The 14,396-nt window shown below is 65.4% G+C and carries 14 protein-coding genes; 7 read left to right on the top strand and 7 right to left on the bottom strand.

Going from position 1 to position 14,396, the window contains the following annotated elements; genetic code table 11:
• Positions 1–117 precede the first annotated feature (117 nt).
• From G3N96_RS11850 to G3N96_RS11835, 4 genes are all read right to left on the bottom strand, one after another.
• Complete coding sequence (locus G3N96_RS11850; RefSeq protein ID WP_206137333.1) at positions 118–1,371, bottom strand: M20/M25/M40 family metallo-hydrolase; 1,254 nt, start codon at positions 1,369–1,371, stop codon at positions 118–120.
• 79 nt (positions 1,372–1,450) lie between these two features.
• On the bottom strand, positions 1,451–3,163 hold the full coding sequence (locus G3N96_RS11845; protein WP_206137332.1) for a M36 family metallopeptidase: 1,713 nt from the start codon (positions 3,161–3,163) through the stop codon (positions 1,451–1,453).
• A gap of 477 nt (positions 3,164–3,640) precedes the next feature.
• Entirely contained in the window at positions 3,641–4,585 is a 945-nt protein-coding gene (locus tag G3N96_RS11840; RefSeq protein ID WP_206137351.1) for a GlxA family transcriptional regulator, read from the bottom strand.
• Positions 4,586–4,712: 127 nt separating this feature from the next.
• Positions 4,713–5,675: a helix-turn-helix domain-containing protein gene (locus G3N96_RS11835; protein ID WP_206137331.1), complete on the bottom strand. Its 963-nt coding sequence runs from the start codon at positions 5,673–5,675 to the stop codon at positions 4,713–4,715.
• A gap of 244 nt (positions 5,676–5,919) precedes the next feature.
• Between G3N96_RS11835 and G3N96_RS11830 the strand changes: the two genes are divergently transcribed.
• From G3N96_RS11830 to G3N96_RS11815, 4 genes are read left to right on the top strand one after another with little or no spacing between them, the layout of a single operon-like run.
• On the top strand, positions 5,920–7,077 hold the full coding sequence (locus G3N96_RS11830) for an amine dehydrogenase large subunit (RefSeq protein ID WP_206137330.1): 1,158 nt from the start codon (positions 5,920–5,922) through the stop codon (positions 7,075–7,077).
• A gap of 7 nt (positions 7,078–7,084) precedes the next feature.
• The gene (locus tag G3N96_RS11825; protein ID WP_206137329.1) at positions 7,085–7,639 is read left to right on the top strand and encodes a MauE/DoxX family redox-associated membrane protein; all 555 of its coding nucleotides are present in this window, start codon (positions 7,085–7,087) and stop codon (positions 7,637–7,639) included.
• Entirely contained in the window at positions 7,636–8,268 is a 633-nt protein-coding gene (gene mauD / locus G3N96_RS11820; RefSeq protein ID WP_206137328.1) for a methylamine dehydrogenase accessory protein MauD, read from the top strand. Before G3N96_RS11825 ends, mauD begins: the two co-directional genes overlap by 4 nt.
• 39 nt (positions 8,269–8,307) lie before the next feature.
• A complete protein-coding gene (locus G3N96_RS11815) occupies positions 8,308–8,853 on the top strand; it encodes a methylamine dehydrogenase light chain (protein WP_206137327.1) in 546 nt (181 codons plus the stop codon).
• Here the strand turns inward: G3N96_RS11815 and G3N96_RS11810 are convergent.
• Entirely contained in the window at positions 8,808–9,917 is a 1,110-nt protein-coding gene (locus G3N96_RS11810; protein WP_241022600.1) for a transposase, read from the bottom strand. The genes G3N96_RS11815 and G3N96_RS11810 overlap by 46 nt on opposite strands.
• Before the next feature lie 86 nt (positions 9,918–10,003).
• On the opposite strand from G3N96_RS11810, the gene G3N96_RS11805 reads away from it, so the two are divergent.
• A complete protein-coding gene (locus tag G3N96_RS11805; protein WP_206137326.1) occupies positions 10,004–10,495 on the top strand; it encodes a cytochrome c in 492 nt (163 codons plus the stop codon).
• Positions 10,496–10,587: 92 nt separating this feature from the next.
• The gene (locus tag G3N96_RS11800; RefSeq protein WP_241022602.1) at positions 10,588–11,028 is read left to right on the top strand and encodes a cytochrome c; all 441 of its coding nucleotides are present in this window, start codon (positions 10,588–10,590) and stop codon (positions 11,026–11,028) included.
• A gap of 64 nt (positions 11,029–11,092) precedes the next feature.
• Here G3N96_RS11800 and G3N96_RS11795 read toward each other — a convergent pair whose 3' ends face one another.
• Positions 11,093–11,542 (bottom strand): DMT family transporter, encoded by a 450-nt coding sequence (locus G3N96_RS11795; protein WP_206137325.1) that lies wholly within the window; start codon positions 11,540–11,542, stop codon positions 11,093–11,095.
• 121 nt (positions 11,543–11,663) lie between these two features.
• Between G3N96_RS11795 and G3N96_RS11790 the strand changes: the two genes are divergently transcribed.
• On the top strand, positions 11,664–12,542 hold the full coding sequence (locus G3N96_RS11790; RefSeq protein ID WP_206137324.1) for a LysR substrate-binding domain-containing protein: 879 nt from the start codon (positions 11,664–11,666) through the stop codon (positions 12,540–12,542).
• 50 nt (positions 12,543–12,592) lie between these two features.
• Here G3N96_RS11790 and G3N96_RS11785 read toward each other — a convergent pair whose 3' ends face one another.
• Positions 12,593–14,176 (bottom strand): isocitrate lyase, encoded by a 1,584-nt coding sequence (locus G3N96_RS11785; protein WP_046548501.1) that lies wholly within the window; start codon positions 14,174–14,176, stop codon positions 12,593–12,595.
• Positions 14,177–14,396 lie beyond the last annotated feature (220 nt).

The following is a 14,396-nucleotide window of genomic DNA, read 5'->3' as shown; positions in this document are numbered from 1 at the left end:
CGTGTTGCTGAAGTGAGCGAATGACGATTCTATCCGGAACGGCTAACGCGTTCGGCCGGGTTCGAACGGGCGCGCCCGCATCACGCGCCCGTTCCACCGCCACCGGCCGTCGCCGGGTCAGCGCTTGACGGTCGCGCTGCCGTTCCCGCCGAGATCGACCGCGTAGGCCAGCGCCAGCTTGCCGAACTTCAGCGCATGATTCGCCTGGCGATCCGAATTCTCCAGCGTGTCGTTCACGGTATGGATATACGGGCTGTCGTTCTGGTCGGCTTCGAACGGAAACGACGCCGGATACCCTTGCGCATTCCACGACGCATGATCCGAGCATGCATACCCGCACTGCGACGTGCCGATCGCGAGTTCCGGCAGGTAGGTCTTCGCCAGATTCGTCAGGTAGGTGTTCTGCGACGCGTTCGTGTAGTCGGTGATCAGGTAGATATCCTTCGGATCGCCCTTGTAGTTCGTCATGTCGAGCTGCAGCACGCCGACCACGTTCGCATTCTGCGCGCGGAACTGCTTCGCGATCGCTTTCGAGCCGAGCAGGCCGGCTTCCTCGGCTGCGTACCCGACGAACTTGATCGTGCGCTTCGGCTTGTAGTTGTTCGCGAGCAGCACGCGCAGCGCTTCGGTGAGGCTGGCGATGCCCGATGCATCGTCGTCCGCGCCGGGCGAGCGCGTGTTCTCCGTCGTGCGGCCGACCGTCGAGTCGAGGTGGCCGCCCAGCACGACGGTGCCCGCGGCCGGATCGCTGCCGCGGATCGTCAGGATCACGGATTTCTGCGGAAAGCCGGTGTGCGCGAACTGTTCGACGGTGATGTCGGCGCGCGAGCCCGCCAGCTGCTTCCACTGCAGTGCGAGCCAGTCCGATGCGGCGACGCCGTGCGACGTCGTGTAGTAGCGGTTCGTGAAGCCGGACAGCGACGTGATCGTGCCGACGATGTTGCTCGCCTGCAGCTGCTGGATCCACGTGCCGATCTGCGGCGCGTTCGATACCTTGTACACGGAGGCGGCGGCCTGTTTCGCGAGCGTCGGCGGCAACGGCTGCAGTGCCTGGCGCGCGTCGTCGAACGAGTCGTGCACGACATAGCCGGGCCCGTGGCCGCGCGTATGGTGGACGGCATGGGCCAGGTCGCCGAGCCGTGAATCGTCGATCTCGACGACGTGAACGGTTTCGCGGCGCGCGGCGCCGTCGGCCGTCTTGCCCGCGTCGAGGGTCGTGCTGTACTGCGCGGTGGCGCCGGCGTCGATGCGTTGCAACTGGCGGAACGCCGCGTCGCCGAGTGTGATCCACACCGGCGTCGCATGCGCGGCGGCGGTCAGCAGCATGCCGCCCAGCGCGGCGCTCAGGCGGGTCAGTTTCAGAGTAGGCATGTTCGATCTCGTGAGGATGGCGATGTCGAGGAAGCGGGCGCGCCGCAGGTCGTGCGAGGCGCCCACGCCTGCTGCGGAATTACGACTTCTTCGGTACGGTCACGCCGTACGTGCAACTCTGGTTGTACGCATTGCCGATCGCGGTCAGCTGCGCGCTGCTGTAGCCGAGCGCGGACGCTGCCGTCAGCACGGCCTGCGCGGCGGCCTTCTGGTTGGTCGAGCTGTTGGTCATCGACAACCCTTTCAGGAATGCCTTGTCCATCGCCTGCGCACCGATCGCATCGCGTGCGACGAGGTTGCACGACGCCCAGTACTGGCCGGCCGTATGGATCTCCGCGCCGCGTGCCTGCGCGTAGGTGCGCCCGACGTTCCAGTTGGTCACGCGGCCGCCCCAGAACTCGTTGTGGCCGTCCCAGTTGTAGACCCAGTGGTATTGCGCATCCGACGGGCTCCACTGGTTGAAGTCGCGGCTGTACGCGGCGGCGAGATAGTCGCCGGTGCCTTCCGACAGCCCTTCCTGTTGCGACAGGCCGCCGTTCGTCACCCAGTCGTGGATGCCGTGGCCGAGCTCGTGGATCACGACGTCCGCATCCTCGGCATCGTCGACGCCGCCTTGCCCGAAGGTCAGCCGGCCGCTGCTCGACGAATACGACGAGTTGTCGTCGCCCGATTCGCCGTGCGGGTCGTACTGCACGCCGCCGGTGTACTGGTACGGCAGCGCCTTGATGCCGAGCGTCTGGTTCACGTAACGCAGGAACGTGTCGATGTGGTAGTACACGTTCACGGCCTCGAAATACAGGTTGCCGCGCGTGAACTCGAACGCGGGCGTCGACTGCACGGGGCAGGCCTTGTCGAGCGGCGCATCGAAATCGATGCACGACGCGTACGGGCCCGTCAGCGAATAGCGTCCGCCCGACTGCGCGAGATCCTTCAGCGTCACGCGCACGCGTGCGGCGGTGAGCTGCGACGAATCGGCGTCGTTGTTGTCCTTGAATCCCGTGCTGCCGTAGCTGCTCTTGGTCGGCGACAGCGGGTCGGGCCGGAACACGAAGCCCGTGCCGTCGGTCGCGTAGAACGCCTTGTCCTCGGCGCGCAGCACTTCGCCGCTGCCCGAGTCGATCAGCAGCTCCCAGTCGCCCTTCGGGCCGTCGTTCGGGCGGCCGCGCACTTTCCACGCGGTATGCGTGCCGGTCTTGTCGACGAAGGCGACGAGCTGCGCATCCAGGTTCGTGAAGCCGCTCACGCCGAGATACGCGCGGGCGCGGTCGAGCGCCTGCTGCTGGTCGACGGCCTGCGACTTGCGCGACGTCGCGACCACGCCGTTGATCGTGTTGCTCGCGACGTACAGGATGCGGCCGTCCTTCGCGACCGTCACCGCGATATCGCTGCCGTAGACGGGCAATCCGGCCGCCTGTTGCTGCAGGCGCACGACAGTGAAGTCGGCATCCGCGCGCTCCGACGTGACGACGAGGCTCGCGAGCGCGGTCGCGTCGAGCCCGAGCTGCGTGGCCTGCGACGCGACGAAGTCGCGCGCGGTGGCGGCGGGCGTCGTGGCGGTTTTCTTCGCGCGATACGCGGGGTTGTAGAGCGTGACGGCGACGCCGTCCGCGCGAAACTGCCCGGCGGCCGTATCGGCCTTGGCGGCCGGCGGCGCGACGCCGCGCGTCAGGCTTTCGCGCAGGCTCGTGGCTTGCGGGTTCGACACTTTCGTATCGGCTGCGGTGCCGCCGACGATGCCGAAACCGAGCGCGAGACCCAGGGCGAGCGGCAGTGCTTTGCGTGATGTCTGCATACGTGATCCTCATCTCAACGGTTGGACACGCCCGCGCGTTCGTGGCGCGCAGGCACGACACGGCCCGCGCGCCGGCGCGATGGCGCCAGTGCGGCGAAGCGGTGTTGGGAACGTCGACTGACTAAGGAACCCTAAATGTCAGGTCGAAAAGAAACAGGCGGGCGAAGCGGGGGAGAAGCGGGAGAAGAAGCGAACGGCAGGCAGGTGCGGCGACGGCGAAGCGAGCATCGTCATGTCATACCCCTCGGATCGGATCGATATCGGTGGCAGCCCGCATGGCGCGATGCGGCATGCATGTCGTTAGGCTGCCTATCTAACTTTTTTTGGTATGTTACAGAATATTTTCAACGACATTCCAATTTATTTTCGACGACCGCTTCGGTTCGTCGATCAATCGCCGGCATTGTTCAGCGAGCGGCGGGAATCGCTGCCCGAACGCGCAATTCAGCGCCGGATTGTGCGTGAAACCGGCGACGATCAGCGCGTCGCGCGGCGGTCGTTGCGCGGGCTCAGCCCGAATCGCGTGCGATACGTGCGCGAGAAATGCGACGGCGATTCGAACCCGCATGCGACGCAGACCGACGTGATGCTCATGTCCGTCTGCTGCAGCAGTTCACGTGCGCGATCGAGGCGCAGGTTCAGGTAGAAGTGCGTCGGCGTGTCGTTCAGCGTCGCGCTGAACAGCCGTTCGAGCTGGCGCCGCGTGATCGACACCTCCTGCGCGAGCGCATCGGAGCCGAGCGGGTTTTCCATGTGCCGCTGCATCGTGCCGATCACCTGGATCAGCTTGCGGTTGTGCACGCCGTAGCGCGCGGCGATCTCGAGCCGCTGGCTGTCGGAGCGCTGCCGGATCCGGCTGACGACGAACTGCTCGGAGATCGCCGCCGCGAGATCGGCGCCGTGCCGCCGCCCGATCAGGTCGAGCATCATGTCGATCGACGCGGTGCCGCCCGCGCACGTGATGCGCCGGTCGTCGATCTCGAACAGCTCCTGCGTCGCGTTCAGCCCGGGGTAGCGTTCGCGGAACGCGGCCAGCGCTTCCCAGTGCAGCGTGAGCGGTTGCGACGTGTCGAACAGCCCGGCTTCCGCGAGCACGAAGCTGCCCGTGTCGATGCCGCCTAGGGTTGCACCATGACGGTGCTGACGGCGCAGCCAGTCGCCGATCGCGCGGGTGTAGCACACGAGCGGATCGAAACCCGCGACAACGAATACCGTCTCGACCTTGTCGACCTCCGCGCACGCGGCTTCGGCGGCAACCGGAATACCGTTGCTCGCGGCGACGGGCGCGCCGTCGGCGCTGATCACGTGCCAGCGATAGAGCTCGGTGCGAAAGCGGTTCGCGACGCGCAGCGGCTCGACCGCGGACATGAAGCCGAGTGCGGAGAAGCCGGGCAGCAGCAGGAAATGGAAATCCTCGGGCATCGGGGCAGGAGATGGAATCCGGTGGTCGTCGCGCATCGTGCGGGGCGGCGGGCGGACGGGCAGGTGCCGCGGCCGGTTCGCGCTCGCCGAACGGTCAGCGGGAGATTATCGCGGGTTTTGCGCGGGCTCAGCGCGTTTTTGCGTCGCGCCCGGCCCGGCGCGCGGTGGTCGACGGCAACTCGCCGAACTGCGCCTTGTACGCGTTCGCGAAATGCCCGAGATGAATGAAGCCCCAGCGCGCGGCCGCGTCGCTGATCGCCAGGTCGGCCTGCCGCGTATCGAGCAGCATCCGCCGCACTTGCGACAGGCGCAGCGAGCGCACGTAGTTCAACGGGCTGGTCTGCACGACCGACTGGAAGCTGTTCTGCATCGTGCGCCGGCTCACGCGCAATTGCGTGCACAGGCTCAGCACGTCGACCGGTGCTTCGGGATGGCCGATCACGTAGTCGTGCACGCGGCGCACGATGTCGGCGCGGCAGGCGTGCGTGAGACGGTTCGAAGGCTCGGGAATCCGGTACGTGAGGAGATCGACGAGCACGTTGCCGATCTCGCCACGCAGTTCGCGTTGCGCGCGTGCGTCGAGGTACGTATCGGGTGCCGACAGCACGCGCTCGATTTGCGTGGCGACCTGCACGCTCGCGCGCATCAGCACGGCGGTGGGCATGTCGACGACACCGCGCCGCAACGCGGCTTCGTCGAGGTGGACACCGGCCGCATCCTCGACCTGCTGCATCAATTCGCGATCGGCGACGACACCGATCAGCGACATGTCGTCGGGCGAATGCAGCTCGAACGGCGCACCGCCGCGCGCCATCACCATCGTGCCGCGCTCGATGCGTGCGCCGCCGAATGCGAACGCGCCCGAGCCGGTGAGCGGCATGCCGAACACCGTGTGGTCGTGCGGCAGTCTTCCACGCTGGATGATGCGAACGTTGGCGGCTTCCTGGAACAACTGCACGCCGTCCAGCACCGCATGCTTGACCGCGCTGCGATACACGCCGGAGCCGATCTGGTCGTAGCGCTGGTTCCAGCCGCGCAGCGCCTCGGCATGCCGGTCCGCGTTGTCGAACCTCTCGTGAAACACGAACACGGCGCCTCCGGGTGCATCGATCAGGACCGCGCAAGATTAAACCGACCGCGTGGTCGGCGCAATAAGGGGGAGCGCTATTTCGAGCGCATGGGTCAGGGGGTCGGAAGCGTCCGGCCGGCGCGGCTTTCAGGCGGTTTTCCAATATCCCGAATCGGCACGCACGCGGTGCCGGTCCGGGTGCTGACCGGATTTATTGTCGAACTACAGTCGCCCCACATCACGTGATTCCCCAACTGGAGGCGACATGAGGACAAGGCGACGAACCGCGGTGCTCGCGGCGACGCTGGCGTTCGCGGCGGCATGGGTCGGTAGCGCGTACGCGACGGAAAAGCCGGAGGAACTGGTCGTGCAGAAGATGCCGCCGTGGCATCCGCACGAGGTCTATATCGTCGACATCTCGATGCCGTCGATGACCGACGGGCGTATCTACGTATACGACGCCGATGCGAAGAAGCTACTCGGCCAGATCGACGGCGGCTTCGGCCCCGGCTTCGCGATTTCGCCCGACCACAAGACGAGCTTCGTTGCGACGACCTACTTCTCGCGCGGCTCGCACGGCACGCGCACCGACGTCGTCGAGATGACCGACAACACGACGCTCGATCATGCGGGCGAGATCGTGATTCCGGCGAAGCATGCGCAGCATGTGCCGTCGCCGTACAACACCGCGTTCAGCGCGGACGGCAAGCGGCTGTACGTCGCGAACATCACGCCGGCCGCATCGGTGACGGTGATCGATGCCGTGTCGAAGCAGGTGCTGTCGGAGATCGATACGGCCGCTTGCGTGCTCGCCTATCCGTCGGGCAACGACCGCTTCACCGCACTGTGCGAAAGCGGCAAGGCGCTGACCGTCACGCTCGATGCGAACGGCAAGGAAGCGAAGCGCACGATGTCGGAGGCGTTCATCGACGTCGACAAGGATCCGGCGTTCGTGAATGCGTCGCGCTACAAGGGCGACTATCTGTTCACGACGTATGGCGGCAACGTACTCAGTGCGGATTTCAGCGGCGACAAGCCCGCGTTCGGCAAGCCATGGCCGCTGCTGACGGATGCCGAGCGCGCCGAGGGCTGGCGCCCGGGCGGCATGCAGCAGACGGCCGTGCAGGCCAGGCAGAACCGCTACTACGTGTTGATGCACAAGGGCGGCGACGGCTCGCACAAGGATCCCGGCACGCAAGTGTGGGTGGTTGACCTGAAGTCGAAGCAGCGTGTCGCGCGCTGGGATCTCGCGCAGCAGAAGATCGATCCGCTCGTGTCGATCCAGGTCAGCGAGGACGACAAGCCGCTGTTCTACGGGCTGACGGCGACGTCCGACCTCGTCGTGATGGATGCGCGCACCGGCAAGCTGCAGCACGTCGAGAAGCAGATCGGCAATACGTCGTCGCTGCTCGTCAACCCGTGAGGCCGCAATGACGCTCGATCCCGTACTTGCCACCAGCGCGCAGGCCGGCGCCGCCGTCGTCGTGCTGCTCGGCGCGTTCGCGAAGATGCGGCGGCCCGCCGCGTTCAGCCAGGCGCTTGCCGGTTATCGGCTGCTGCCCGACGCGCTGACCGCGCCCGTCGCGTTCGCGATTCCGCTCGCGGAAGCGATCGGCGCCGCGGCGCTGCTGTTTCCCGATACGCGCACGGCCGGCGCGATCGGCCTGATCGCGTTGCTGCTGGCTTTCGCCGCCGCGATCGCGATCAATCTCCTGCGCGGCCACACCGACATCGACTGCGGCTGTTCCGGCTTCGCGGCGGCGCGCACCGATGCGCCACGCGGCATCGGCTGGCTGCACGTCGGACGCGCGCTGCTGCTCGGCGCGCTGGCCGCGACCGCGCTCGTCGAGCCGGGCGCGCGCGCGGTCGTGTGGTTCGACTACCTGACGCTGTTCTTCTCCGTGCTGCTGATCGTCTGCGCGCTGCTCACCGTCGACGTGCTGCTCGCCAACGACCCGCGGCTTTCCCACCTGAGGAATTCATGATGCAAACCGCTCTCACCGTTTCCACCGCCCTGCTGTGGGTGGCCGTCCTCGCGCTCGGCGCGATCTGTCTCGCGCTGGTGCGCCAGATCGGCATCCTGTACGAACGCATCATGCCGGCCGGCGCATTGATGATCGACAAGGGGCCGGCGGTCGGCGCGATCGCGCCGACGTTCGAACTGACCGACATTCGCGGCGCGCAGGTGAAGGTCGGCGGCATCGATGCGTCGGGCAAGGCGACGCTGCTGTTCTTCCTGTCGCCGACGTGCCCCGTCTGCAAGAAGTTGCTGCCGCTGCTGCCGTCGCTGCAGGCGAGCGAAGCGACGCCGGTGAACATCGTGCTGGCGAGCGACGGCGATGCCGACGAACACACGCGCTTCGCGCGCAAGCACGACCTCGGGCGTTTCCCGTACGTGCTGTCGCAGGAGCTTGGCCTCGCGTACCAGATCGGCAAGCTGCCGTATGCGGTGCTGCTCGACGAAACCGGCACGGTGCGCGCGAAGGGGCTAGTCAACACGCGTGAGCATCTTGAGAGCCTGTTCGAAGCGAAGGAGCGCGGCGTCGCATCGCTGCAGCAGTTCGTGCACGGCGATCACGGCCACGACCACGACGCGCACGCGCAGCACGCATGACCGGGCGCCCCTCTTTCAACGTCAAGGGAGAACAACGACATGGGCCTGTTTGATTCATGGTTCGAGCGGTCGGCGCGCGGCGTCGCGCAGCACAGTTCGCGGCGCAGCGCGATGGCGAAGCTCGGCAAGGTGCTGGTGGGGTCGGCGATGCTGCCGCTGCTGCCCGTCGACCGCACCGCGTATGCGGCGGATGCGGCATCGGGCGCGTCGGCTGCGTCCGGCGGCGCCGCATCGGCGGCAAGCGACGATCCGATGAGCTGCGACTACTGGAAATACTGCGCGATCGACGGCTGGCTGTGCAGCTGCTGCGGCGGCACGTCGAGCAGTTGCCCGCCGGGCACGACGCCTTCGCCGATCACGTGGATCGGCACCTGCCGCAATCCGCACGACGGTTCGGACTACATCGTGTCGTACAACGATTGCTGCGGCAAGACGTCGTGCGGCAAGTGCTTCTGCAACCGCAACGAGCGCGAGAAGCCGCTGTACAAGCTGTCGCTGAACAACGACATCAACTGGTGCATGGCCAACGGGAATTCGAACTACCACTGTTCGGTTTCGGTTCTGCTGGGAGCGGCAAAGCATTGACGTCCTCCCCGCCCGAAGGCGGGGATTCCCACTTCTGGCGATGCACGTCCGCATCGGAGAATGTTCAAAGCAGCATTGGTATCTCGATCATGCAAGACACCACATTCACTGCAAGACCACTCTCTTATTCGCAGCCCTGCGATACCTTTCGGCCGCGTCGTGCTAGCTTTCGACCCGCACGCCGAACAGGACTGGGTGGAACTGCTTTCATCCACTTCTTCGAAGGTGACTCCGTGCGCCATCGCCTTGTAGCGGAGCTTATTTCGAAAGGACGACCAGGATGCGTCATAGACGCTCTTCGCCATCCAGGTGCTGGCGAGTTTTGCGGCCGACACGTTGCCAACCGCGATGTAGTCGAAGCGTCGCACCAGATCGAGCGCGAGCTTGTGCTGGAAATCGGCACGGGCATTCGCTACCTTGGTGTGCAACTTTGCAATATGCCGTTTGTGTTTTCGTGCGCGTTGGGCTTTCGCCAGCTTTTCGGCCGCACGCTGACCAAACCGGTCGTTGGGAAGCTTTTCGCCCGTCGAAAGTGTGGCGAAATCTTTCAAGCCGAGATCGATGCCGACACCGGAACGGATCGGGCGAGCCTGAACATCGGGTACTTCGATCACGATGTTGAGAAACCAGTTGCCGCGCGCGTCCTGAGCGAAATTGGTTCCATCCTTGATCTTGCCTTCGGGAAGTGGCCGGCTTCTGAACACACGAAAGGTGTTACCGGCAAAGCGAAATGCATCGCCTTCACGCTTCAGATCACGACCTTTCAGCGGCACCCAGCCAAGCGATTTTTTCCCGCGATAGCGGAGGTAAGGCCGTCGGCGCTGACTGCGCGACTTGGCGTATTGCTCGCACGTTGCGTTGACCGTGCCCGAATGGATGCCGAGTTCCTTGCTGCTACCGGTCGTCAGCACGTTCAGATCGAAACCCGTCGGCCATTTCTTGCGCCACTTGAGCGCGTGCTTCTGTGTGTCGTTGCAGAAGTTCCAGACGTAGTTCACCGCACGGCTCTGCTTGTTCAGCAGTCCGTTGAGCGACTTCGCGCGATAGCGGTAGGTAAGAATCATGCTGATCACTCTAATGTTTGAGTGCCATTTGTCAACGACACGCTATTCCCCTGCGCCACCGATTGTGAGGTCTCTCGGAGTAACTGATGAAAGTAAGCCAAACTGGAAAGATCGTTTTTGCGTGCATGACGGCCTTCACGCTGTCCGCCGCCGCCGGCGCACAGGAAACCGTGCGTTACCCGGCCGGCAAGAGCCTGTTCGACGCGCAGTGCGCGGTGTGCCATCAGGCGGGCGGCAAGGGGCAGGACGGCCTTGCGCCGCCGCTGACCGAGTATCCGGGCAAGTATGTGACGGCCGAGCCGGGGCGTGCACAACTGGTCGCGACGCTGCTGCACGGGATGTTCGGCGAGATCAAGGTGCGCGACAAGAATTACAACTTCAAGATGCCGTCGTTTGCGAGAGCGAGCGACGATGACATCGCGCACGTGCTCAACTACGTCGTGTTCGATCTCAACGCGCAGCACGGTGACGCGAAGCCGTTCACGGCGGCCGATATCCGAGCGGCGCGGGCGAAGGCGATGGATGGCACGGCCGTTCATGCGCAACGCGAAGTCGTGATCAAGGGGCTCGGCCTGTGACGCTCGCACGCGCGTCCCGTGTTGGCGACATCGCGTCGAGCGCGGTGTCGCCGTGGCTCGGTAGCCTGTTGCATCGCCTGGCGTCGTTGCTGATGCTGGCCGGGGCGGCCGCCGGTTTGGCCGCGGCACCCGCGCATGCCGACGGCGCCGCCGATGCAGCGCTCGCGCGGCAGCACTGGGTGCTCAACTGCATGGGCTGCCACACGGCGACGGGCGGCGGTATCCCGGGCAAGGTACCGCCGCTTGCGAATTCGCTCGGCTATTTCACGCATCTGCCGGCCGGGCGCGAATACGTGATGCGCGTGCCCGGCGCATCGAACTCGGCGCTGTCGGACCAGGATCTGGCCGACGTGCTCAACTGGGTACTCACGACCATGAACCGCGACGCGCTGCCGCGCGACTTCAAGCCATATACAGCCGCCGAAGTTGCCGCGCACCGCCGTCCAGCCTTTCCCGACGTCGCGACCGTGCGCGCCGGCCTCGTTCGCGCATTGCAGGCACGCGGGATCGACGGCGTTGCGGATCGCTACTGACCGACCCGTTCGGGACATCGGGGAAGCCGAACCGCGCGTGACGAGGCGTCGTCGCGAGACGGCGTCACGCGCGAACCAGCACCACCCCGAGAATGAGGCACGCCGCGCCGGCCAGGCGGATCGGGCTGGCCGCATGCTGCTGGATGCCAAGCACGCCGAAGTGGTCGAACACGAGCGCACCGGTCATCTGCCCGACGACGATCAGCGCGAGCGTCGTCGCGGCGCCCAGCCGCGGCACCATCAGGATCGCGATGCCGACGAACACCGCGCCGAAGAACCCGCCGGTCCAGCTGAACCATGACGCGGCGCCGGTGAGGGGGCCGGTGCCGCTCGAGCGCGGATGCGGGGTCAGCAGCGCAACGGCGAGCATCGCGGCCAGGCCGACGAGGTAGCTGACCGAGCCGGCCCACCACGGCGAGCCGAGCTGCGCACGGAGATTGGCGTTGAGCACCTGTTGCAACGCCACGCTGACGCCGGCGGCAACGACCAGCAGATAGGACAGGAGAGTAGTCACGACGAGGCAGGCTCCGGCGAAGTGGCCGTGACGGTGGTTCCGGCGCGGCAGGCTTCCATTCTGGAAAGCGCGACGGTATAACGCAAATATCAAATCGGGCGCTTATCCATCTCTTTTCGGCATGCCATCCCTGAGGCAAATCCAGTATTTCCTGACCGTGGCCGATCTCGGCGGCTTCACGCCGGCCGCGAGCGCGCTCCACGTCGCGCAGTCGGCGCTCAGCCGGCAGATCGGTCAACTGGAAGACGAGCTGGGGTTTCCGCTGTTCGACCGGGAGCCGCGCGGTGTGCGGCTCACGCCGGCCGGCGCGCGCTATCGCGAACGTGTGGCGTCGATTCCGGCGACCCTGACCGCCGCGGCCGACGAGGGCGCGCAGTTGTCGCGCGGCGAAGCGGGCGTCTTGCGGCTCCTGCATTCGAGCACCGTTCCCGTCGGCAGCCTGATGCCCGTGCTCGAGCGCTTCCTGCGCGCGTGTCCGGGCGCGCGGATCGATCTCGACCGCGCGTCGTCCGAGGATCAGGTGCTGGAGATCGCGAACGGCAACGCCGATATCGGGATCGTTCGTCTGCCGGTGCTGCGCCGCGATCCGCGCGTGCGCTTCGTCGAGCTCGCGGCCGAGCGTTTGTGCGCGGCGGTGCCGGCCGATCATCCGCTGGCGGGCTGCAAGCGCATGGCGATCTCGCGGCTGCGGCACGAGCCGTTCGTATCGGCCGTGCATCGGGAGCGGGGCGGGCTCGCGCGCGTCGTGATCGATCTTTGCCTGAAGCGCGGCTTCGTGCCGGCGACCGCCCGGATCGTGTCGCCGAAGACGTCGATGCTGAATCTCGTCGCGGCCGGGCTGGGCGTCGCGATCGTGCCGGAACGGATGGCGAGTCTGGGGATCGACGGGGTCGTCTTCGTGCCGATTTCCGATGAAGACGCCAGGTCGGTGTGCGCGCTGGTGTTGCCGGTCGCGCCGACGGTGCTGGCGGACACGTTCGTGCGGGTGATCGGGGCATAAAAAAACGCCAGCCCGTAACGGGCTGGCGTTTCGCCTGATGATGACCGGTATCAGAACTGGTTCATCGTGTTGTCCTTGCCGGCTGCCTTCAGCGCTGCTTCGCCGCTGAAGTATTCCTTGTGATCGTCACCGATGTCCGAGCCGGACATGTTCTGGTGCTTCACGCAGGCGATACCCTGGCGGATTTCCTTGCGCTGCACGCCGGCCACGTAGCCCAGCATGCCCTGGTCGCCGAAGTATTCCTTGGCCAGGTTGTCGGTCGACAGCGCGGCGGTGTGGTACGTCGGCAGCGTGATCAGGTGATGGAAGATGCCGGCTTCACGCGATGCGTCGGCCTGGAACGTACGGATCTTCTCGTCGGCCAGCTTGGCCAGTTCCGTCTCGTCGTATTCCACGCTCATCAGCTGCGCACGGTCGTAGGCCGACACGTCCTTGCCCTCGGCCTTCATCGCGTCGTACGCCTGCTGACGGAAGTTCAGCGTCCAGTTGAACGACGGGCTGTTGTTGTACACCAGCTTCGCGTTCGGGATGACCTTGCGGATTTCGCTGACCATGCCGCCGATCTGCGCGATATGCGGTTTTTCCGTTTCGATCCACAGCAGGTCGGCGCCGTTTTGCAGCGACGTGATGCAGTCGAGCACGCAGCGCGCTTCGCCCGTGCCGGCGCGGAACTGGAACAGGTTGCTCGGCAGGCGCTTCGGACGCAGCAGCTTGCCGTCGCGCTTGATGACGACGTCACCGTTGCCCAGCTGGTCGGCCGACAGTTCTTCGCAGTCGAGGAACGCGTTGTACTGGTCGCCCAGGTCGCCCGGCGTGTTGGTCACGGCGATCTGCTTGGTCAGGCCGGCGCCCAGCGAGTCGGTACGGGCGACGATGATGCCGTCGTCCACGCCCAGTTCCAGGAACGCGTAGCGGATCGCGCGGATCTTCGCGAGGAAGTCTTCATGCGGCACCGTGACCTTGCCGTCCTGGTGGCCGCACTGCTTCTCGTCGGACACCTGGTTTTCGATCTGGATGCAGCATGCGCCTGCTTCGATGAACTGCTTGGCCAGCAGGTACGTGGCTTCAGCGTTGCCGAAACCGGCGTCGATGTCGGCAATGATCGGCACGACGTGCGTGACGTGGTTGTCGATCTTGTCCTGGATTGCGGCCTTCGCGGTGGCATCCTTGGCGGCGTCGAGCTCGCGGAACAGGCCGCCGAGCTCACGGGCGTCGGCCTGGCGCAGGAACGTGTACAGCTCGCGGATCAGTGCGCTGACCGAGGTCTTCTCGTGCATCGACTGGTCCGGCAGCGGGCCGAACTCGGAACGCAGCGCAGCGACCATCCAGCCGGACAGGTACAGGTAGCGGCGTTCGGTGCTGTTGAAGTGCTTCTTGATGGAGATCATCTTCTGCTGGCCGATGAAGCCGTGCCAGCAACCCAGCGACTGCGTGTACTTGGCCGGGTCGGCGTCGTAGGCGGCCATGTCGGCGCGCATGATCTTCGCGGTGTACTTGGCGATGTCCAGGCCCGTCTTGAACTTGTTCTGGGCGCGCATGCGGGCGGCGTACTCGGGGCTGATCGCATTCCACGCGCTGCCGTGGTTTTCTTTCAAACCGGCAACTGCCTTGATGTCGTCTTGATACTGGGCCATGTCAATCTCCTGGGAGCAAAGCGCGTTTGAGTAACTGGTTGAGCGTGTCCGCTACGTCTGTCGAAGCGGACTGCATGGGATAAATAGTAACGCCGCCCATTGAGCTTTTGGCGATGTCTTATATAAGACATAAGACATTATTTTTTCTTTATATTCAATGGATTGCGTTGATGTTTTTGCAATGCAAAACAAGTTTTCAAGCGACGAAAAGGTGCCGGCG

The sequence above is a fragment of the Burkholderia sp. Se-20373 genome (assembly GCF_017104705.1).
GTDB lineage: Bacteria > Pseudomonadota > Gammaproteobacteria > Burkholderiales > Burkholderiaceae > Burkholderia.
This window is presented reverse-complemented; position numbering and strand designations above follow the sequence as displayed.